Source organism: Devosia sp. Micro-HW1 (genome assembly GCF_056341075.1).
On record NZ_CP094375.1, the window covers coordinates 3,193,579 to 3,214,408 of the forward strand.

Annotated in this window: 18 protein-coding genes; 12 read left to right on the plus strand and 6 right to left on the minus strand. The window is 63.5% G+C overall.

The features are described from left to right. Positions 1-158 precede the first annotated feature (158 nt). Positions 159-890, plus strand: a complete 732-nt coding sequence (locus MQW79_RS15405) for an SDR family oxidoreductase (RefSeq protein ID WP_476585353.1) — start codon at positions 159-161, stop codon at positions 888-890. 164 nt (positions 891-1,054) lie between these two features. Then, complete coding sequence (locus MQW79_RS15410) at positions 1,055-2,326, plus strand: L-fuconate dehydratase (RefSeq protein WP_476585354.1); 1,272 nt, start codon at positions 1,055-1,057, stop codon at positions 2,324-2,326. A gap of 151 nt (positions 2,327-2,477) precedes the next feature. Here the strand turns inward: MQW79_RS15410 and MQW79_RS15415 are convergent, their stop codons facing one another. The 5 genes from MQW79_RS15415 to MQW79_RS15435 form a co-directional block, all read right to left on the minus strand. Continuing rightward, positions 2,478-3,212, minus strand: a complete 735-nt coding sequence (locus MQW79_RS15415; protein WP_476585355.1) for a 2-keto-4-pentenoate hydratase — start codon at positions 3,210-3,212, stop codon at positions 2,478-2,480. Positions 3,213-3,230: 18 nt separating this feature from the next. Further along, positions 3,231-3,998, minus strand: coding sequence for a DeoR/GlpR family DNA-binding transcription regulator (locus tag MQW79_RS15420; protein ID WP_476585356.1), 768 nt, complete (start codon positions 3,996-3,998; stop codon positions 3,231-3,233). A gap of 188 nt (positions 3,999-4,186) precedes the next feature. Then, on the minus strand, positions 4,187-5,620 hold the full coding sequence (locus MQW79_RS15425) for a M81 family metallopeptidase (protein WP_476585357.1): 1,434 nt from the start codon (positions 5,618-5,620) through the stop codon (positions 4,187-4,189). Then, positions 5,620-6,807 (minus strand): MFS transporter, encoded by a 1,188-nt coding sequence (locus MQW79_RS15430; RefSeq protein WP_476585358.1) that lies wholly within the window; start codon positions 6,805-6,807, stop codon positions 5,620-5,622. Before MQW79_RS15430 ends, MQW79_RS15425 begins: the two co-directional genes overlap by 1 nt. A 326-nt stretch (positions 6,808-7,133) precedes the next feature. Continuing rightward, entirely contained in the window at positions 7,134-7,628 is a 495-nt protein-coding gene (locus MQW79_RS15435) for a hypothetical protein (protein WP_476585359.1), read from the minus strand. 368 nt (positions 7,629-7,996) lie between these two features. On the opposite strand from MQW79_RS15435, the gene MQW79_RS15440 reads away from it, so the two are divergent. The 7 genes from MQW79_RS15440 to MQW79_RS15470 all read left to right on the plus strand — a co-directional run bounded on the left by MQW79_RS15440 (position 7,997) and on the right by MQW79_RS15470 (position 16,646). Next, positions 7,997-9,151 carry a Gfo/Idh/MocA family protein gene (locus MQW79_RS15440; protein WP_476585360.1) on the plus strand — a complete coding sequence of 385 codons (1,155 nt, stop codon included), beginning with the start codon at positions 7,997-7,999 and terminating at the stop codon, positions 9,149-9,151. An 11-nt stretch (positions 9,152-9,162) separates the two neighbouring features. Next, positions 9,163-10,050: a carbohydrate ABC transporter permease gene (locus MQW79_RS15445; protein ID WP_476585361.1), complete on the plus strand. Its 888-nt coding sequence runs from the start codon at positions 9,163-9,165 to the stop codon at positions 10,048-10,050. Between the two features lie 101 nt (positions 10,051-10,151). Next, the gene (locus MQW79_RS15450) at positions 10,152-10,994 is read left to right on the plus strand and encodes a carbohydrate ABC transporter permease (RefSeq protein ID WP_476588246.1); all 843 of its coding nucleotides are present in this window, start codon (positions 10,152-10,154) and stop codon (positions 10,992-10,994) included. Between the two features lie 137 nt (positions 10,995-11,131). After that, positions 11,132-12,334 (plus strand): extracellular solute-binding protein, encoded by a 1,203-nt coding sequence (locus MQW79_RS15455; RefSeq protein ID WP_476588247.1) that lies wholly within the window; start codon positions 11,132-11,134, stop codon positions 12,332-12,334. 176 nt (positions 12,335-12,510) lie between these two features. Then, positions 12,511-13,587 carry an ABC transporter ATP-binding protein gene (locus MQW79_RS15460; RefSeq protein ID WP_476585362.1) on the plus strand — a complete coding sequence of 359 codons (1,077 nt, stop codon included), beginning with the start codon at positions 12,511-12,513 and terminating at the stop codon, positions 13,585-13,587. Positions 13,588-13,618: 31 nt separating this feature from the next. Beyond that, a complete protein-coding gene (locus MQW79_RS15465; protein WP_476588248.1) occupies positions 13,619-14,485 on the plus strand; it encodes a MurR/RpiR family transcriptional regulator in 867 nt (288 codons plus the stop codon). Positions 14,486-14,639: 154 nt separating this feature from the next. Then, on the plus strand, positions 14,640-16,646 hold the full coding sequence (locus MQW79_RS15470; RefSeq protein ID WP_476585363.1) for a beta-N-acetylhexosaminidase: 2,007 nt from the start codon (positions 14,640-14,642) through the stop codon (positions 16,644-16,646). 217 nt (positions 16,647-16,863) lie between these two features. Here MQW79_RS15470 and MQW79_RS15475 read toward each other — a convergent pair whose 3' ends face one another. Beyond that, on the minus strand, positions 16,864-18,321 hold the full coding sequence (locus tag MQW79_RS15475; RefSeq protein WP_476585364.1) for a M81 family metallopeptidase: 1,458 nt from the start codon (positions 18,319-18,321) through the stop codon (positions 16,864-16,866). Positions 18,322-18,498: 177 nt separating this feature from the next. Between MQW79_RS15475 and MQW79_RS15480 the strand changes: the two genes are divergently transcribed. The 3 genes from MQW79_RS15480 to MQW79_RS15490 all read left to right on the plus strand — a co-directional run bounded on the left by MQW79_RS15480 (position 18,499) and on the right by MQW79_RS15490 (position 20,830). Beyond that, positions 18,499-18,882 (plus strand): RidA family protein, encoded by a 384-nt coding sequence (locus MQW79_RS15480; RefSeq protein WP_476585365.1) that lies wholly within the window; start codon positions 18,499-18,501, stop codon positions 18,880-18,882. A 110-nt stretch (positions 18,883-18,992) separates the two neighbouring features. Continuing rightward, the gene (locus MQW79_RS15485) at positions 18,993-19,769 is read left to right on the plus strand and encodes an SDR family oxidoreductase (protein ID WP_476585366.1); all 777 of its coding nucleotides are present in this window, start codon (positions 18,993-18,995) and stop codon (positions 19,767-19,769) included. Then, positions 19,766-20,830 carry a D-TA family PLP-dependent enzyme gene (locus MQW79_RS15490; protein ID WP_476585367.1) on the plus strand — a complete coding sequence of 355 codons (1,065 nt, stop codon included), beginning with the start codon at positions 19,766-19,768 and terminating at the stop codon, positions 20,828-20,830. The genes MQW79_RS15485 and MQW79_RS15490 overlap by 4 nt, the downstream gene beginning before the upstream one ends.

The following is a 20,830-nucleotide window of genomic DNA, read 5'->3' on the forward strand; positions in this document are numbered from 1 at the left end:
ATTGACGGGCGAGGGTTCGCCGTCACCCCACCCTCAGTCCCTCCCCATCAAGGGGAGGGAGGCGATGAACAGGGACTTTGTGGTCCTGCGTCTCCCTCCCCCTTGTGGGGAGGGATCAAGGGTGGGGGTATGGCGCACCGAATGCAAAAGGATAAAAATTGGCCGACCTCACTGGAAAGATCGTTCTCATCACCGCCGCTGCCCAGGGCATCGGAAGGGCTTCGGCCGAGGCCTTTGCCAAGGCCGGCGCGAAGGTGATTGCGACCGACATCAATGCCGCCTTGTTGAGTGAACTCGACGCCGTGCCCAATGTCACGACGCGGGTGCTCGACGTGCTCTCCGCCGAGGCGGTCAACCGGGCCGTCGCCGAGATCGGCCGCATCGATGTGCTCTTCAATTGCGCCGGTGTCGTCCATTCCGGCACGGTGCTTGAGATGAGCGACGATGATCTCGATTTCGCGCTGGCGTTGAACGTCCGCGCGCAGATCCGCACCATAAGGGCCGTGCTGCCGCAGATGCTGGAGCGTCAGGACGGCGCCATCATCAACATGGCGACAGTGGCCTCTTCGATCAAAGGCGTGCCCAACCGCGCGGCCTATACGATTTCCAAGGCAGCCGTGGTGGGCCTCACCAAGTCCATGGCTGCCGACTATACGACCAGGGGCATCCGCGTGAACGCCATCTGCCCGGGCACGGTGGATAGCCCGAGCCTGCATCAACGCTGGCACGCGACCGGCGATTTCGAGGCGGCGAAAAAGGCCTTCATCGCCCGCCAGCCCATCGGCCGCATTGCCAGGCCCGATGAAGTGGCGGACCTCGCCGTCTATCTGGCGGGCGCCACCTATACGACCGGGCAGGTGCATATCATCGACGGCGGCTGGACGGCCTGACTGGTCAACGCGGTGGGAAGGCCCCCTCACCCTACCCTCTCCCCCAAGGGAGAGGGGACGCAGGAGCCGACAGAATTAGATAGGGCACGATGCCCCACCTCTCCCTTTGGGGGAGAGGTCGGCCCAAAGGGCCGGGTGAGGGGGCCTTTCCGGATAGCGACGACATGAAGATCACAACCCTCACCACCCACGACCTCCGCTTCCCTACCTCGGCGTCCCTCGATGGCTCCGACGCCATGAACCCCGATCCCGATTACTCCGCCGCCTATGTCGTCCTCGGCAGTGATGGCGCGCTCGAAGGCCATGGTCTCACCTTCACCATCGGCCGCGGCAATGAAGTGGTCTGCGCGGCCATTGCGGCGCTGACGGATCGGGTCGTGGGACTCGATCTCGACTGGGTGGAAGAAAATCCCGGTCGCTTCTGGCGGCACATGACCGGCGACAGCCAGCTCCGCTGGATCGGCCCCGACAAGGGCGCCATGCATCTGGCGACCGGCGCCGTGGTCAACGCGGTCTGGGATCTCCTCGCCAAGCGGGCCGGCAAGCCAGTCTGGCTCTACGTCGCCGAAATGAGTCCCGAACAGCTCGTCAATATCATCGACTTCCGCTACCTCACCGATGCCATCACTCCCGAAGAGGCGCTGGAGATTTTCAGGGCCGCAGAGCCGGGCAAGGCCGAACGCATCGCCCGCCTCCGCGCCGAAGGCTATGCCTGCTACACGACCTCGGCAGGGTGGCTGGGCTATTCCAACGAGAAACTGACGCGGCTCGCCACCGAAGCGGTCGAGCAGGGGTTCACCCATATCAAGATGAAGGTCGGCCGCGATCTCTCTGACGACATCCGCCGCCTCGAAATCGTCCGCTCGATCATGGGCCCCGACCGCTATCTGATGATCGACGCCAACCAGGTCTGGGAGGTCGATCAGGCCATTGACTGGGTCAACCAGCTCAAGCGGTTTGAACCCTATTTCATCGAGGAACCCACAAGTCCCGATGATGTGGAAGGCCACCGCAAGATCCGCGAGGCCATCGGCCCGGTGAAAGTGGCGACCGGCGAAATGTGCCAGAACCGGATCCTGTTCAAGCAGTTCATCACCCGCGATGCCATCGACATCGTGCAGATCGATGCCTGCCGCATCGGCGGCCTCAACGAAGTGCTCTCGGTGCTGCTGATGGCGACGAAATACGGCAAGGCGGTCTGGCCCCATGCCGGCGGCGTCGGCCTCTGCGAATATGTGCAGCACCTCTCGATGATCGATTATCTGGTCGTGTCGGGGACCAAGGAGGGCAGGGTGATCGAATATGTCGACCACCTGCACGAACACTTCCTCGATCCCTGCGTCATCAGGGGCGCCGCCTATATGCCGCCGGAGAGGCCGGGTTTTTCGATTGAGATGAAGCCGGGTTCGATTGCGGAGAACACGTTCAGGGGTTAGGCCCCCTCATCCGGCGCTGCGCGCCCCCTTCTCCCACGAGGGGAGAAGGGGGCACCGAGCTTGAACGAGAACCGGCTCACCCCTCTCCCCTTGTGGGAGAGGGTGGATCGGCCGAAGGTCGAGACGGGTGAGGGGGCTTGTTGCTGGCAGCTCAAACCCGGCAGCGGACCCGGCCAAAATCCCCCAGCACGCCCTCGATCGTGGTCGCGCCGTCGAGCTTGAGCAGGGCCCGCGAGCCGGTGATGATCACCTGGCCAGCCCTCAGCGGCAGGCCGCGGGCTTCGGCATGGCTGGCGAGCCAGGCAATGGCTTCGATGATGTCGTCCCAGCTGGCGCCCTTGTCGACGCCATGGACTTCGCGGCCGTCGAGATGGAGCGTGACCGGCAGGGTCGCGAGCGCGGCCGTGATGCTGCGATCGAGATCGGGGCCAACCACAACGGCGCCGTTGGACTGCAGATCGGCGAGCTGCACATTGCGCGGCTGCGCATCGCGGTCGACAAAGGGATTGCCGATCAGCTCGATGGCCGGGTGCAGGCTGGCAATGGCGGCTTCGACATCGTTTCTGGTGGCACCGGCATGGAGGTCGCTGCCCAGGCGCACAGCAAATTCGATCTCGGCGAGGAAAATCTTGTGGTGCTGGCCATCGATCCGGTCGCCGTCCACGAAGCAGCGATTGGCCGGAATGGGGGCGCAGAGCGGCGGGTGCCCCAGGCCGGCCGCGACCTTCCAGCCGCCGACCGGACCGATCTGGCGGATGATTTCGTCCTGCACCGCATAGACGGCGTCAAGATCGGCAGGGACCACGGCCTCGGGCACCACGCCCACCGGGTCGCCTCCGTCATGGGCGGCAATGAGCGCACTGGCGAGGTCGGCAATCGTGTTCATGGGAAAGTCCTAAGCAGTTCAGGCGGCGCCTGTTTCGATCAACTGGATGCCGGCATCTGCGCAGACTCGGCGGATGGAATCCAGATGGCAAATGTCGGTAATAAAGCTCTGCGCCTGGGAAAGGTGGCCGATCCGCACAGGCGCCGTCCGGGTGAACTTGCTCTGATCGGCAACGACGATGACATGACGCGCATTGGCAATGATCGCCTGCGCCACTTTCACCTCGCGGAAATCGAAATCGAGCAGGGCCCCATCCGGGTCGATGGCGGAAACGCCGATGACTGCGTAGTCGACCTTGAACTGGCGAATGAAATCCACCGCCGCCTCGCCGACAATGCCGCCATCGCTGGCGCGCACCACGCCCCCGGCAATCACCACTTCAAGGCCCGGCACGACCCGCAGGTGATTGGCGACATTGATATTGTTGGTGATGACCATGAGGCCGCGATGCTCGGTCAGCGCCTGGGCCACGGCCTCGGTGGTGGTGCCGATATTGATGAACAGCGAGGCATGGTCAGGGATCAGCGCCGCGGCGGCCCGGCCAATGGCGCGCTTTTCGGCCGGGGCGATCTGCCGGCGGGCTTCATATTCGACATTCTCGACCCCGGAGGGATGCATGGCCCCGCCATGGGTGCGCTTGAGCGCGCCCCGGTCGCAGAGAATATTGAGATCCTTGCGGATGGTCTGGGGGGTGACGTCGAAAGCGGCAACGAGCTCTTCGACCGTGACTTCGCCCTGCTGGCGCGCCAGTTCGACGATTTTCGCCTGCCGCATCGATGGGGTCATTCGGCGGCCCTCCCTTTCGTTTGGTGATTAAACGAAAGGGGGCGAAAGGGGAAGGGGAGTTACCCTGAAGGCCACCCCACCCTCATTCCCTCCCCATCAAGGGGAGGGAGGCGCAGGCATCAGTCGCCGGTGTTCATCGTCTCCCTCCCCCTTGTGGGGAGGGACCAAGGGTGGGGGGTGCTCCAACGTCACCCCGCCCTTCTCGACCACTTCACGTCAGGCACAAACGCAAAATCCCGATCAAACGGATAGCTCGGCCGCGGCGTGTGCTTGCGCTCCGTGCGTTCGACGAACTGATCCACCACGCCCGGCGACAGGGCCATGATTCCGGGATTGGCGATGGGCCCCAGTTCGGGCGATAGATAGCCCGATTTCACCGCGATGATCTTGGCCCCATGCGGATCGAGCCCGAGCCGGGTGAAGTCCACGATATTGTGGAACGGCCGGCGGCGGGCGGTGAGCACGAGGTCGATCCCGCCGATGCGCACCACGGCTTCGCGCAGCCGGTCCTCGGTGACTTCGGCGAGGAACACCACCTCGGCTTCGGCATCCACAGGCGTGCTCGATGGATCAAGGCTCGCCCCGATGTGAAGCTGCACCCTGGCGCCAACGCCCGCCGCATAGGCGGCGTCGGTGGCAGCCTTGTCGGTGATGCCGGCAAAGATGACGCCATCAGCACCCTTGGCGATGAGTTCGGCCAGCACTTCGGCGCGGTCGCCCACGCCGCCGCCGGTCGGGTTGTCGCCCGATTCGGCCAGCACGACGGGGTGCGTCGGGCTCTCGATGGCGCGGTCCACGCATTCGGCAATCGAGCCGGTTTCCATGCCGAAGACAAAGCCCTCGCGGATATCCCAATAGTTTTGGGCGAGATGGGCAGCGGCTTTTTCCACCGCCGCGCGGTCGGTGCCGGTCACCACCGCGCAGGCCGTGGCGCGCGGTTCGTCGGCCCACACATAGCCCACCTGGAAGCTGGCATCCCATATCCCCGTCGGTTCCTCGACCTCATGGATCTGGGTGTAAAAAGTCCGCGCCGGTTCATCCTGCGTTGAGGTGCGCTCGCCCGGCAGCAGCACTGGAACCGGCGCCCAGGCGAGCAGCGGCTTCACCCCGGTCCTCAACGCGCGCACCAGCATGGTCACGGAGCGGCGCATCGTGTCCTGCACGTCGATATGGGGCGCGGTGCGATAGGTCGAGAACATGTCGAGCCCATCAATGATCTTCTGGCTGACATTGCCATGCAGGTCATAGCTGGCCGAGATCAGCACGTCGGGGCCAACGGTCTCGCGCACCGCGGCGATGAAATCGCCCTCGGCGTCGAACATCCCCTCCACATACATGGCGCCGTGCATGGGCAGGTAGACGCCATCGAAGGGCATGGCCGCCTTGAGCCCGGCAAGGATTTCCGCCTTCCACGTCTCGTAGGTGTCGCGCGCCACCGGCCCGCCGGCAATGGCGCGGGCATGGAAAATGGTCACGAACTCGGCCGGGAAATGCGTCAGGAAATCAAAGTACTGATCCTTGAGCATGCTCGCGCCGCGCAGCACCCGGAAATCGGCCTCGCGGTTGAGGACAGGATTATAGGTGCTGCATTCGATGTGGAGACCGGCAACGGCGATTTTCACTAGAGGACTCCCGGGACTTCGGCTTCAGGATTGTGGGTAGTGCTGGCCGGCCTCGGCCTGAGGCGCGGCGTGAGCAACAGGCTCAGCAGCAGCACCGGGATGACGCAGGCCACGCCGACACGAATGCCCCAATGCTCGGCGACAAAACCGATCATTGGCGGGCCGATGAGGAAGCCGGTCAGTGCCACGAAGGAGAGCACGGCGACATTGGCCGAGGCAGCGCGGTCGCCAATGCCGGCAGCGGCTGTGACGGCCAGCGGGAAGCCGACCGAGACGCCGACGCCAATGACGCCAAAGCCGACGAGGGCCAGTTCGGTGCTGGGCGCAAGATAGAGCAGCACCGCGCCTGCCACGGCGAGGGCGCCACAAAGCTGGGCGGTGCCGACACCGCCGAACCGGCGCTTCAGCGTATCGCCGCCAAAGCGGCCGGCGGCCACCATGAAGGCAAAGACCGAGTAGCCGAGGCCCACGAGGCCGCCTTCGGCATTGAGGGCGTCACGCAGGAAAATCGCCGACCAGTCGGCCATGGCGCCTTCCGTCATGGTGATGCCGAAGACAAACAGACAGATGCCGATCAGCGCCGGGCTGGGCAGGGACCAGGCCGAGCGCTGCGTCTCGCCTTCCGCCGCCGTGTCATGGAGCACGGGCAAGGCTTTGGTGGCGAGCAGGGCAATAGGCAGGACCAGAGCGGCCAGCAGTGGCACGGCATAACCGGGCGCCAGGCCCATGGCCGCAAAACCGGACCCGATCAGGCTGCCCGCCATGATGCCGAGCGACCAGCAGCCATGGGACGTGTTCATGATCAGCTTGCCGGTGGATTTTTCCACGAGGTCCGCCTGCACATTGAGCCCGAGCTCGACAAAGGAAATGGCCGAGCCGGCCAGGCCAAGCGCGATGAACAGCAGCACCGGGTTGGGTGCCAGCACCGGCAGGCTCACGGCGATGGAATAGAAGATGAAGCCGGTAAAGATCGCGGTGCGCGCCCCGATCTTGCCCACCAGCGGCCCGGCAAAAGGCAGCGTCAGCAGGGTGCCCACCGGCATGCCCAGGAGCGCCAGCGCCAGGGCGGCCGGCCCGAGGCCCATGCTGGCCTGCACTTCCGGAATGCGCGGCAGCCAGGAGCCGAAGGCAACGGGCTGGAGGAAGAAAACCAGCATGACAAGGCGTTGGGGAGTGAGGAAAGACATCTGCATCTCTTGTTTCGATCACCAGGTCATTCCGGCGAAGGCCGGAATCCATGTCCGGATGTCGCGCGCAACGCCGGCGCTTGAGAATCTACGCGGATTTCGATCCCGGCCTTCGCCGGGATGACATCGTGTGGGGTGCAATACCAGTACCCCACGAATTCCGTCCTCGGGCTTGACCCGAGGACCAGTACAAGTGCCCTCCGCGCTGTGAGTGGCTCTCGGATCTAGTCCGAGGGCGGTGCGGTGGGTATGGGGTGGTAGCCCCGCCATTCGAGCGTAGCTCTCATGGCCTCGCCGCCTCAAATCGCTCCACGGGAGCGATTGGCCTAGCGGGACGTTGGCGAGCCCATTGGGTAGGGCAGATAGCCAACAAACCCGGTCAGCTTCCATTCTCCGCCGACCTTGCGCAGGAAATAGAGCGTCTGCCAGTTGAGGCGATCGACGCCGCCATTGCTCAGCTTGATCTCGCCATTGAACTTCTTGTGGGCCACCGCGCGATCGCCGGTGATTTCGATTTCGGTGAGGCTGGTGGCGCGGTGAATGCCGGCTTCGACATCCTCGGCATATTCGGTCTTCTGGCCTTCATGGGCCTGGCGCAGCCATTCGTCGCGATAGTCGGGCAGGGTCGGGAAGCTGATGGTCCATCCGTCAGGGTTGTCGACACGGTTGCCGTTGATGCCCATGAAATCATCAGCGACGAAGTCGCCTTCCACCATCGACCAGTCGGCATTGACATAGGCCTTGATGTCGCGCGGCACCAGCATGGTCCAGATGGCGGAGCGGTCGGCGTCATTGGGGAAAGGGTTGGTGGATAGGCTCATTTCCGTCTCTTGCCTGGCTGGAACACCTGCCCGAGGCACGTGCACCAATTCTGTTTCATATTTTCAGATTCGACATGGATATGGGGTCTCGTGAAAGAGGCCACATGGATACCAATTGCGACATGCTGCCCGGTAAAGAGGGTTTTGTCTACTCCCGCAATACCACTGAGATACCAATAAACGCCTAGAATTGAAGCAAAGCGGCGCGGCTTTGGGCAGTGAAAAGGGGTGGCTTAAATTGGTATTGTGCTTGCGCCGAATGTGTGTTGACATTGGCTTCGCAAGGCGCCTAGTCTTGAAAATCGTTTACACAAAACGACACCGGTCCGGAAGAGATCGGCGGATTAATAAAAAGGGAACGGCGGGATATGCGGGTAGGCATTATCGGCCTGGGTTATCGTCTTGGCTATCTGTCGCGCGTCTTTTCGGCAGCGCGCGATGACTTCCATATTGTTGGCTACGTGGACCCGGCCCCGGCTGGGCTTGCCTATGCCACCGAGCATGGCGTTTCGGTCGGCACGTCGTTCGGCAGCCTCGAGCAGATGATCGACGAGGGCAATCTGGACCTGCTCATGGTCGGCTCGCCCAACCACCTGCATCTCGAACATATTCGCATCGGCCTTGAGCGCGGCATGAAGATCTTTGCCGAAAAGCCGGTCGTGACCACGGTGGAAGACACCATGGCGCTGGCCGCACTGATCGGCAAATACGGCTCCGACAATGTCATGGTGGGCCTGGTCCTGCGCTATGCGCCGCTCTATGTCGACCTCAGGAAGGCCCAGGCCGAAGGCAAGCTGGGCGACATCGTTTCCATCGAGGCCTCCGAGCATATTCCGCCCTATCATGGCGCCTTCTTCATGCGCGACTGGCGCCGCTACGGCAAATATGCCGGCGGCTTCATGCTGGAAAAGTGCTGCCACGACCTCGATCTCTATAACGGCGTCATGGGCTGCCGCCCGAACTTTGTGGCCAGCTTTGGCGGCCGCAAGAGCTTTACGCCCGAAAATGCGCCCGCCACGTCAGGCGTCAACGACCTGGAAGTCTATCACCGCAAGCCGTCGGGCTGGCAGGGTTCGGACAAGGTCTTCGACAGCGATGGCGACATCATCGATTTCCAGACCGCCATCGTGCAGTACGAGAATGGCGCGGCCCTGACCTTCCACACCAACATGAACGTGCCCGACGATTTCCGTCGCTTTGCCGTCATGGGGGCCAAGGGCATGGCGGAAGGCGATTTCATCCGCAATTACTTCCGGGTCACCGACAGCCGCACGTCCGATCGCCTTGTCGACACCACCTACCAGATGTCCGAGCTCAGCCAGCACTATGGCGCCGACGAGCAGATGGCCGAGGATATCCTCAAGCATTGCCTGGAAGGCGCGCCGCTGCCGGTCTCGGTCACCAACGCGCTGGAGGCGGGCCTGCTGGCCATCTCCATGGATGAGGCGATGCGGACCAAATCCGTGATCGACATGACCCCGATCTGGCAGCGTTTCGATGCTGCCCTGGGCCAAGGGCACTGAGGAGAGAGCCGATGACCAGCACCAGAAGCGCCACAATCTTCGCCCTCGCCCTGCTGGCTCCGGCATTGATCTACATCCTGACCATCGTGGCTTACCCGCTGGTCGATACGATCGTCCTCAGCTTTACCAATGCCTCGCTGCGCCAGGAATATGACTTTGTCGGCTGGGCCAATTACCAGCGCATCTTCGGAGCTGGCAATTTCACCGAAGTCATCATCCGCACCTTCATCTGGACCTTCTTCTCGGTCTCCATGAAGATGGTCATCGGCATGTTCGGGGCCGTGCTGCTCAATGCCGCCATTCCCGGCCAGACCGTGTTCCGCATCCTCACCATGCCGCCCTGGATCGTGCCCATGGCTATCGGCATCTTCATGTGGGGCTGGATGTATAACGGCCAGTTCGGGATGATCTCGGGCCTGTTGCAGAATTTCGGCATCACCGATGGCCCCATCGCCTGGCTCGCCTATGGCAACACCGCCTTCTGGGCCACCATCGTCACCGACGTGTGGATCGGCGTGCCCATGGTCACCATCTATTTCCTGGCCGCCATGCAGTCGATCCCGCGGGACCTGCATGAAGCCGCCTGGACCGATGGCGCCGGCCGCTTCTACCGCTTCCGCCGCATCACCGTGCCGCTGATGGTGCCGGCCATCATCACCATGAGCCTGCTCTCGCTCATCGCCACCTTCAATTCCTTCGACATCATCTGGATCCTCACCCAGGGCGGCCCCTCGGGCTCGACCACCACGATGATCATCGACACCTACAAGACCGCTATGGGCAGCCGGAAATACGGTGAGGGTGCGGCGCGTGCCGTGGTCATCTCGCTGTTCGTGACAGCCTTCTGCATCGTCTACTTCCGTGCCGTCCGCAAGCTCCAGCAGGGAGAAGCCAAATGAGCGACGTCGCCCGCACCACCGAAGTGGCCGCTGTCGAGAGCCCGGCCAGCATCAAGCCCGCCATCGCCAGGCGCCGCGGTCTCTGGTCTGCTTCCCGCCCGATGATCGACCGTTACCGCTGGTACGAAGTCACCGGGCTCTATCTTGGCCTTGCCGTGTTCCTCTTCTTTGTGCTCTCGCCATTCATCGAAGGGTTCCTGGTGTCGCTGAAGCCGCTCGCGCAGCTGTTCTCGACGCCCTATAGCTTCATTCCCAAGACCTGGTCCTTCGACGCCTATTTCTCCATCTGGACTTCGGTGCCGGCGCTGGGCCTGCACATCTTCAATTCGTTCTTCATCTCCACCGTGGTGACCGGCATCGTCGTCGCCATCGTGGTCCCGGCCGCCTATTCCTTCGCCCGCTTCCGGTTTGCCGGGCAGGGCCTGCTGCTGGCCATGTTCCTGGCCGTCAACATGTTCTCGGGCGCCGTGCTGCTGATCCCACTGTTCCGCCTGATGCGCTCGCTGGGCCTGCTCAATACCTATTGGGCGATGATCGTGCCGGGCGCCGCCTTCCTCATTCCCTCGTCCATCTGGCTCCTGCGCACCTATATGATGCGCATTCCGCGCGAGCTGGACGAAGCCGCCTGGGTGGATGGCGCCAGCCGCCTCTACACCCTGCGCCGGGTTATCCTGCCGCTGGCCATGCCGGGCATCGTGGTGGTCGCCATCATGACCTTCATCGGTGCCTATGCCCAGCAGTTCATCTTCGCGCTGACCTTCAACTCCAAGACCGAATTCATGCCGCTGCCGATCGGGCTCTTCGCCTTCTTCGGCAAGCAGGAAGTGATCTGGAACGAGCTGATGGCAGCCAGCTTCGTCGGCATCCTGCCGGTCATGGTCGTGATCATCCTGCTGCAGCGCTATCTCGTGGCCGGTCTGACTGCGGGGGCGGTGAAGCAATAGGGGGCGCTCCCCCTGCAACGGGGCGCAACAAGGGTTTGGAGCTGGTCCGCCGTTTCGGGAGAAACGTGATCCGCTCCGGAAAGGGCCGAGGGGCCCACATGCAAGGGAGACTACAAGTGAAAAAAACAATCGGTTTGATGGCCGTTTCGATGCTGGCTCTGGCCAGCGCGACATCTGGTGCGTTCGCCCAGGACGTGAAGGAAATCTCCTTCATCAACTGCGGTGACGAACTGACCGCCGGCTATGCCGAATACTTCGCCGAGTGGGAAGCTGCCAATCCCGGCTTCAAGGTCGTGCCGGAAATCGTCGGCTGGGGCCAGTGCCAGGACAAGGTGACCACGCTGGCTGCTGCCGGTACGCCGGTTTCGCTCGCCTATGTCGGCTCGCGTACCCTCAAGCAGTTCGCCCAGAACGACCTGATCGTTCCGGTGCCGATGACCGACGAGGAAAAGGCTGCCTACTACAACTACGTTCCCGATACCGTCACCTTCGACGGCACCCAGTGGGGCGTTCCGGTCGCCTTCTCCACCAAGGCCCTGTTCTGGAACAAGGACCTGTTCGAAGAAGCCGGCCTCGATCCGGAAACCCCGCCCAAGACCTGGGAAGAAAAGATCGCTTTCGCCAAGCAGATCACCGAGAACACCGATGCCGCCGGTTACGGCGCTGTCGCCAAGACCTTCGACAACACCATGCACCAGTTCCTGCACTGGGTGTACACCAACAACGGTTCGGTGATCGATGCCGACGGCAACATCACCCTGAACTCGCCGCAGGTCCTGGCTGCCCTGACCGCCCTCAAGGACATCATCCCCTATTCTGAAGAAGGCCCGACCGCCTACGAACAGAACGAAGTCCGCGCCATCTGGCTCGACGGCGGCGTCGCCATGATCGAAGCTTCTCCGGGTGCTGCCATCCGCGCTGAAGAAGCCGGCATGAACTGGGGTGTCGCCAACCTGCCGCTCGGTCCTGATGCCCAGGGTCCCGGCACGCTGCTGATCACCGACGCTCTGGCCATCTTCAAGGGCACCGGTGTTGAAGAGCAGGCCATCAGCCTGGCCAAGTTCATCACCGACGGCGAACGCCAGTGGGCTGCCGAAATGGCCCAGGGCCTGACCCCGCTGCGTCCGCTCGAGCCGCAGACCGCTGAACTGCTGGCCGAAAAGCCGTACTGGCAGCCGTTCCTCGACGGCATCGAGTTCGGTGGTCCCGAGCCGCTGTTCAATGACTATATCGGTCTGCAGAACGTCATGATCGAAATGGTGCAGTCGGTCGTCACCGGCGCTGCCGAGCCCCAGGCTGCCATCGACAAGGCTGCCGCCGAGCTCGAACAGTACAAGTGATCTGAAACGACGTTGCCGCCCCCAGGGGCGGCAACGTCCCCACCCTTGATCCCTCCCCACAAGCGGGAGGGAGACGCTGGAACCGGGACCTCTCACCCTGCGCATCCCTCCCCTTGATGGGGAGGGCGTGAGGGTGGGGTGATGAGGGGCCCGATAGCACTGATGGAACGCGAACCATGTCGCAACTGAGCCTCAAGCGCCTCGAAAAATCCTTCAACGAAGCGCGCATCATCAAGGGCATCGACCTCGATGTCAGCGAGGGTGAATTCGTGGTCTTTGTCGGCCCCTCGGGCTGCGGCAAGTCCACCCTGCTGCGCATGATCGCGGGCCTCGAAGACGTCAGCGAAGGCGAGATCGAGATCGGCGGCAAGGTCGTCAATGATCTCCCCCCGGTGCAGCGTGGCATTGCCATGGTGTTCCAGTCCTATGCGCTTTATCCGCATATGACCGTCTATGAAAACATCGCCTTTCCGCTGCGCGTTGAAAAACTGCCGCAGGCCGAGGTGGACCAGCGCGTCGGCGCAGCCGCCAAGGTGCTCCAGCTGGAAAGCCGTTTGCAGCACCGTCCCGGCCAGCTTTCGGGTGGCCAGCGCCAGCGCGTCGCCATCGGCCGCGCCATCGTGCGCCAGCCCAAGATTTTCCTCTTCGACGAGCCGCTCTCCAACCTCGACGCCGCCCTGCGCTCGGAAATGCGCATCGAACTGATGGAGCTGCACAAGCGCCTCGGCTCGACCATGATCTACGTGACCCACGACCAGATCGAAGCCATGACCATGGCCGACAAGATCGTGGTGCTCAATGCCGGTGAAATCAGCCAGGTGGGCTCGCCGCTCGAGCTCTACCACCGCCCCGACAATCTCTTTGTCGCCGGCTTTATCGGCTCGCCCAAGATGAATTTCGTGAACGGCAAGGTGCGGGCCGCCAATGGCACGACCGTGACCGTGGATCTGGGCGCACTGGGCATCCTCGAACTGCCGCGCACCAGCACGGCCGTGGCTGGCCAGGACGTGACCGTGGGCATCCGCCCCGAACACCTGACGCTCGACGCTGGCCAGTTCGTCATCGAAACCACTCCCAATATCGTCGAGCATCTGGGCATCCACACCATCGCCTATTCGACCCTGCCTGGCGGCGAGCCCTTTATCGGCCTGTTCGAAGGCAATCCCGACCTCGAAGATGGCAAAACCATCCGCGTCGGCTTCAACACGGCACAGGTTCATCTCTTCGACTCCAGGGGTCTGGCCGTCTACTAGTCCGGTCCGCAGACGCAGGGGGGGACGCGTGATGCTCGATATTGTGGGGCTGCTGCAAACCGAGAAGGATGCCTTCACGCGGTCCGAGCGCGCCCTCACCGAAATCGTGCTGGCCGATGTCGACAGCGTGCTCAAGATGAGCATTGTCGACCTGGCGGCGCAGGCTGATGTGTCTCCGCCCACCGTCACCCGTTTCTGCCGCCGCCTTGGCTGCGACAGCTATGCCGATTTCAAGGTGCGGCTGGCCCAGTCGCGCTTCGTGGGCCAGCGCTATTTCGCGCCGGCCTCGGGCCCTTCGAGCGTGCGCGAGATTGCCCAGGGCGTCGTCAACGGCATCCAGTCCACCATCTATGACGCTTTCGAAAGCCTCGACTTCGACGCCATTGAACGCGCCGCCGAGTCGCTGGTGAAATCCAGCTTCGTTCTGAGCTTCGGCTCGGGCGGGGCGTCCTCGATGATGGCCAACGAGGCCGAGGCACGGCTGTTCCGGCTTGGCCTCAAGGTCAGCGCCTCCACCGATCACCAGATGCAGATGATGCGGGCGGCCTCGGCGCCTTCGGGCTCCGTACTGATCGCCTTCTCGCTGTCGGGCAATAACCTGCCGCTGGTCAAGGCGCTGTCCGTGGCGGGCGAATATGGCATGACGCGCATCGTGCTGTCGCGCCCGGGCTCAGCCATGGCCGAACAGGCCGACATCCTGTTGCCCGTCCACTGGCGCGAGAACCAGGACATCCTGCGCCCCACCCCCGCCCGCTACGCCTTCCTCGCCACGCTCGACATCCTCAGTCAGACCATAGCCGCCCGGCTGGGCTCCACGGCGGTGGCCAGCATGCGCCGCATCAAGCACCAGCTCGTCGTCAACCGCGACGGCGACGACGCCCAGCCGCTGGGGGATTGATGTTTTGATCCCCGCTGTCCTTCCGCTCTTTCGTCATCACCCGGCTTGACCGGGTGATCCATGCGATGACCTGGCGCGAGCCGGGCCATGGATTGCCCGGACAAGCCGGGCAATGACGCTGAACTTGAAATCCCGACACATCAGGACCCCTTCCATGTCTTTCTCTCTCGTCACCACCTGGTCCCCCGCTACCGCCACCGAGCCGCTTGGCTATGGCATCGAGCTGACCAATAACGGCGACCAGCCGATCCGCAATTTCCAGCTTGGCTTCTCGGGCCCGGCCCGTATCGATCCGCATGCGACGCTGGAAAACGGCAAGCTCCTCGTGCGACTGTCCAACCATACGATGATCGCTCCGCCTGACGGGTTCGTCCTGCAGCCGGGTGAAACCTGGACGGCGACGGCGCGTGGCCTCTCCTATGGCCTCCGGCATTGGAGCGATGGCGCCAATTCGGCCTATGTCGTGCTCGAGGATGGCAAGATCGTCGCCGTGCCAACGGCACCGACCCAGGGCAAGGGCCACAATTCCCCGCTGCTCAAGGGCGCCGCGAAATTCCCGGTTCCAGCAAAGGCCCCGGCGCCCTATTCGATCATTCCCTGGCCCAACCACGTCGCCGCCAGCGGCAGCCGCATTGCCCCGCCGGGCTTTGATCTGAAGCCGGTCGGCGACCTCGCCACCCGCGCGGCAGCGGCCTTTGCCGACCTCACCGCCGAGCTCTTCCCGGTGGAAGCCATCGTGCGCCCGGCTTCGGAAGCGGGCATGCCGGTCCATATCGTGGAAAAGGCGGGTCTTGGCGACGAGGCCTATGAAATCACGTTCGCCGAAAACTCTGCCACGGTTTCGGCCACCACGCGCTCGGGCCTCTTCTACGGCCTCGTGACCCTGGGGCACATCCTGCGCGGCGCGCGGCAGTATCCGGGGACGTTCCAGTTCCCCACTGCGGGCAGCATCAGCGACGCGCCGGGCTTCTCCTTCCGGGGCGAACATCTCGACGTGGCCCGCCAGTTCTATACTGCCGCCGAAGTCAGCCGCCTCATCCGCCTCATGGCCTGGAACAAGATGAACAAATTCCATTGGCACCTGACCGAGGATGAGGCCTGGCGCCTTGAAATCGACGCCTATCCGCAATTGACCGAGATCGCCGCCTGGCGCGGTCACGGCAAGGCGCTGCCGCCGCTGCTCGGCTCCGGCCCGCAGCCCACCGGTGGCTATTATTCCAAGAAGGCGGTGCGCGAGATCGTGGCTTTGGCCGATGACCTGGGGATTGCCGTCATTCCCGAAATCGACATGCCGGGCCATTTCTATGCGGCCTTGCAGGCGCTGCCCGAACTGCGCGATCCCAATGAAAAGGGCGAATACCAGTCGGTCCAGGGCTTCCCCAATAACAGTCTCAACCCCGCCCATGAGCCGGTCTACCGCTTCGTCGAGACGGTGGTCGATGAAGTGCTGGAACTGTTCCCGGCCGGCATTTTCCACCTCGGCGCCGACGAAGTGCCGCTGGCCGCCTGGTCGGGCTCGCCGCTGGCGCTCGACATGATCGAGAAGATGGCGGGCCCCGCCATGCGCAAGAAGCACGAAGCCCAGTTCAACCAGCTCGGCAACCACCACGGCGCCGACGAAATCGAAGGCTCGCCCACGGCCATCCTGCAGGCCGAGTTCATCAGGCGCGTGCACAAATACATCGCGTCCAAGGGCGCCATTACCGGCGGCTGGGAAGAGGCGGCCCACGGCGATGCCGTGGCTAAGGACAAGGCCTATGTCATTGGCTGGCGCAATGTGGAAATCAACGCGGCCCTGGCCGAACGCGGTTTTGACATCGTCGTCTCGCCCGGCCAGCGCTACTATCTCGACATGGCCAATGGCGTCTCCTGGGCGGAACCCGGCGCCGGCTGGGCCGGCTGGTCCGGCCCGCAGGAAACCTACGAATTCGAAGCCCGCGCCGGCTTCTCAGAAGCGGGGCTGAAGCACCTCAAGGGCATCCAGGGCTGCATCTGGTCGGAATCGATGACCGACCGCGCCATCTTCGACCGCCTGGTCTTCCCGCGCATCTCGGCCATTGCCGAAAGCGGCTGGACCCTGCCCGAGCGCAAGAGCTACGACCGCTTCAAGTCCATGGTCGGCCTCATGCCGATCATGTATGGGCACTGGTCTGCCGAGTAGGCCGACTAACCGCAAATCGCTCCGGTGAAGCGACTGACGACTTCGGCTCCTTCGTCACCCTCCCCTTGAGGGGGAGGGTAGCGTCGCTAGGACCGAGAGGTCCGTAGCAAAGCTAGGGTGGGGTGACCTAATGGCGCCCGCGGAGCTCATGCCTCACCCCACCCTCATTCCCTCCCCCTCAAGGGGAGGGAGGCGCAGGAGCATTCGTTCTGAGCAGTCAGCTCCACGGATTGTCCACCATCGGCCAAATGTCGCGCGGGGCCTTGCGATAATCCGTTTCCGCCGGCCGGTTCGGATAAGGCTTGCCGGCCGAGCAGTAAATGATCTCCGAGGCGATCTTCGAGAACGAGTCGTAGAAATGGTTGGTCGACTTGATCAGCAGGATCTTCCTCGATGTCGGATCGATGCCGAGCGCCGAGAACAGGCTGGGGTCAAAGCTCTGCGCGCGGGTGGAATTGAGGATCACGTCCACCCCGTCGAAATGAATCCAGGCCGCGTCGCCGAAGGGCGCAAAGCTGTCGCCGAACTTCATCTCGGCATTGCGCACGAGGCCTCTTACGGTCACCAGCGCATCGACCGGGTGGCCGGTATGGGGCGCCGATTTTGCCCCGAAACGCAGCGGTATGACCGCGCCTTCCCCGGCGGCAAAACAGATCTGCACGGCAATCGGGTCCCAGATCGTGCCCACGGCCACATCGCTCGCGCCGCGCGCCATCAGCTCGCCCAGAATGACCGTGGCATCGCCTGCCGTGCCGCCGCCCGGATTGTCCCAGACATCGGCGATGACAACCGGCCCGCTGGTGGCGGCGAGAGCGGCGTCGACGGCGGTCTTTTCGTCAACCTGCGCCACCATGAAGGTGCCGCGCATGGCAAAGAGCTCGCGCCCAAGTTCTTCGGCCAGCGCGGCGCCCATCTCTGGACGGCTGTCCGTCACCGCAACGATCTTGGTGCCCATCTCGGGGACATCGCCGGCCATGAAGCCATGCACGACCGAAAGGGACAAAAGTCCCTCTTTCGTCGTCTCCAATGCTAACAGCCTGTCAACAAATCCACGCATCGGCTGCTTGCTGGTGGGGAAGACATCAATCATCCGGCAGTCGAAGACGCTCATGACCGGCTTGATCTCGCCCTTGAGCGCCCGCACCGCGATGGACCACAGGTCGCGCGCCCGGTCGACAAAGTCGGTATGCGGGAACTCCTTGAAATAGACGAAGAAATTGGCCGCTTCGGCGCGCTTGGCCGTCAGATGGCTGTGGGGGTCGAGCTCGGCGCAGACCAGCACATCCGGCCCCACAATGGCGCGGACGCGGCTGAGGAGATCCCCTTCCGGGTCGTCATAGCCCTGCGCCACCATCGCGCCATGAAGGCCCATCACCACCGCGTCAACCGGCATAGCCGACTGCAATTGCTCAAGAATTTCGTCGCGCAGCTCCTCGTAGGTCGCCTGCGCCACCAGCCCCGCCGGGTCCGCCCAGCTTGCCGTACCCTCGATGAGCGTCCACCCTTGGCGCGCACAAACCTCCCGTCCGACAGTGATCGGCGCGGTGCACAGCGTCGGCGTGACCGGGTGCTGCCCCGGCTTGGCATGCAGCGACGCCTCGAAGGCGCGCTTGTCGATGGCAATGGGCGAAAATGTATTGGTTTCGGTGGCGAGGGCCGCAGTGAAAATGCGCAAGGACGGATTTCCGGAGGAAACGGGACGGTGATGTGATCGAGCCGCACACTACACCAAGCCTGAATGCTATTCACGTAAGAAATTTACATTTTGAGGCAGCGAAACTCGCCCTGTGTCAGAATTTTGGCTATAAATACCCGAACTAGCGAAATTGAATTTCATGAAATGGAGATCAGAATGCCGATCAAGCGCTATGGAGCAGAGAAGTCGGGTGCCGGTGGCCAGAACCTGCCCTTCGCCCGTGCCGTCGAGGCCGGCGGCTGGCTCTACGTCTCCGGACAGGTGCCGATGAAGGATGGCGAGATTGTCGGCTCCGGCATCATCGAGCAGACCCATCTCACCATCCAGAATGTCATCGCCATTCTCGAAGAGGCCGGCTACGGGCTCGAACACGTGGTGCGTTGCGGCGTCTGGCTCGACGATCCCAGGGACTTCTGGAGCTTCAACGCCGTCTACAAGTCCTATTTCGGCGAGCATCCGCCGGCCCGCGCCTGCGTGCAGAGCCACATGATGGTCGACTGCAAGGTCGAGATCGAATGCGTGGCCTATAAGGGGCCGTGATTTCATCCGTCCACCGGGCCGTCCTCGGGCTCGACCCGAGGGCCATTCAGGTTCAGCGCTGACCGACGGTGGGCGCTGGGCGGCACTGTGTTTGTGAGGGCAAAAGCAAAATGACATTCAATCCCTTCCGCCTCGACGGCAAGACCGTCCTCATCTCCGGCGCCGGTGGCGGCATCGGCCGCACGCTGGTGCGTGTGTTCCACGAGGCAGGTGCCCTTGTGGTTGGCGCCGATCGTGAAGCCTCCATGCTCGAAGACCTGCCGCTGGCGCGAACGGTGCTGTTCGACCAGGCCGATGCAAAGGCGACGCGCACCGCGGCCATGGCCGACATTGCCGCGCATGGCGTGGTCGATGCCGTTGTCGCCAATGCCGGTTTCACCCGCGCCGAACATCTGGGGCATCTGGACGACGATGTCTGGGCCAGTGAGATGGCCATCAATCTCAACGGCGCCTATGCTCTGGTCGATCCGATCACCCATGCCATGGCGAAGCGCGGCTCGGGCAATGTCGTGTTCATTTCCTCGGTCAACGCGCTCCAGCATTTCGGCAATCCGGGCTATTCAGCCGCCAAGGCCGGGCTCATCGCCTATGCCAAGGCCATTGCCGTCGAACGCGGCGGCGAGGGGGTGCGGGCCAATGTCGTGGCGCCCGGCTCGGTGCGCACCCCGGCCTGGGATCATCGCCTCGCCGCCAATCCCAACCTCCTCGACAATGTCCTGCCGCACTATCCGCTGGGGCGGATGGTGAGCCCGGAAGAAGTGGCCAATGCGGCGCTGTTCCTTGCCTCCGACGCCGCCTCGGGCGTCACCGGCGTCACCATTGCCGTCGATGCTGGTCTGACCGCCGGCAATCTCCGTTTCGTCGACGAAGTCCTGAGGGCCAAGTGACCCATTTTTCCCAACTCGATACCCCCGCCGTCCTCATCGATCTCGACCGCGCCGAGGCCAATCTCAGCAAAGCGCAGGATGCCGCCAACGCCGCCGGCATTGCGCTGCGCCCCCATATCAAGACCCACAAGCTGCCCTACTTTGCCAAACGGCAGGTGGAACTGGGCGCCGTGGGCATCACCGTGCAGAAGCTGGGCGAGGCCGAGGTCATGGCCGATGCCGGGCTCACCGATCTGCTGCTGACGTTCAATATCATCGGCGCCGCCAAGCTGAGGCGCCTCAAGGCGCTGCATGAGCGCGTCACCATTCGCGTCGTGGCCGATAGTGCCGACTGCGTCGCGGGCCTGGCTGCGACCTTCACCGATGCGATGAGGCCGCTGGGCGTCTTTGTTGAATGCGATACCGGCATGGGGCGTTGCGGCGTGCAGTCGCCAGCGGCAGCGCTGGACCTGGCAAGGCAGATCATTGCCGCGCCCGGCCTCGCCTTTGCCGGGCTGATGACCTATCCGGCAGCCGGTAAATATCAGGCGGCGGCGCAGTGGCTGGCCGGCGCGCGAGACGTGTTCTTGGCCGCGGGCGTTGAGCTGCCCGCCATCACCACCGGCGGCACGCCCGACATCTGGAAGATGGGCGAGGCCGCCGCCGTCGCGTCGGAATATCGCCCCGGCACCTATATCTATATGGATCGCTCGCAGGTCGCCGCCGGCGCCGCCAGCTTTGAGGACTGCGCCCTGACCGTCCTCGCCACGGTCGTCTCCCGCCCGACCGAAAACCGCGCCATCATCGACGCCGGCTCCAAGGCACTGACCAGCGACCTGCTCGGCCTTGTCGGCCACGGTCATGTGGTGGAATTCCCGGATGCGAAAGTGGTTGGCCTCAGCGAAGAGCACGGGACGCTCGACGTCTCGGCCTGCGCCACCAAGCCTGGGATCGGCGATGTCATCCGCATCATCCCCAATCACTGCTGCCCGGTGACCAATCTCTTTGATCGGGTCAACCTCATCCGCAATGGCGAACTGGTCGAGACCGTCGCTGTCGCGGCACGCGGGCGGGTGGACTAA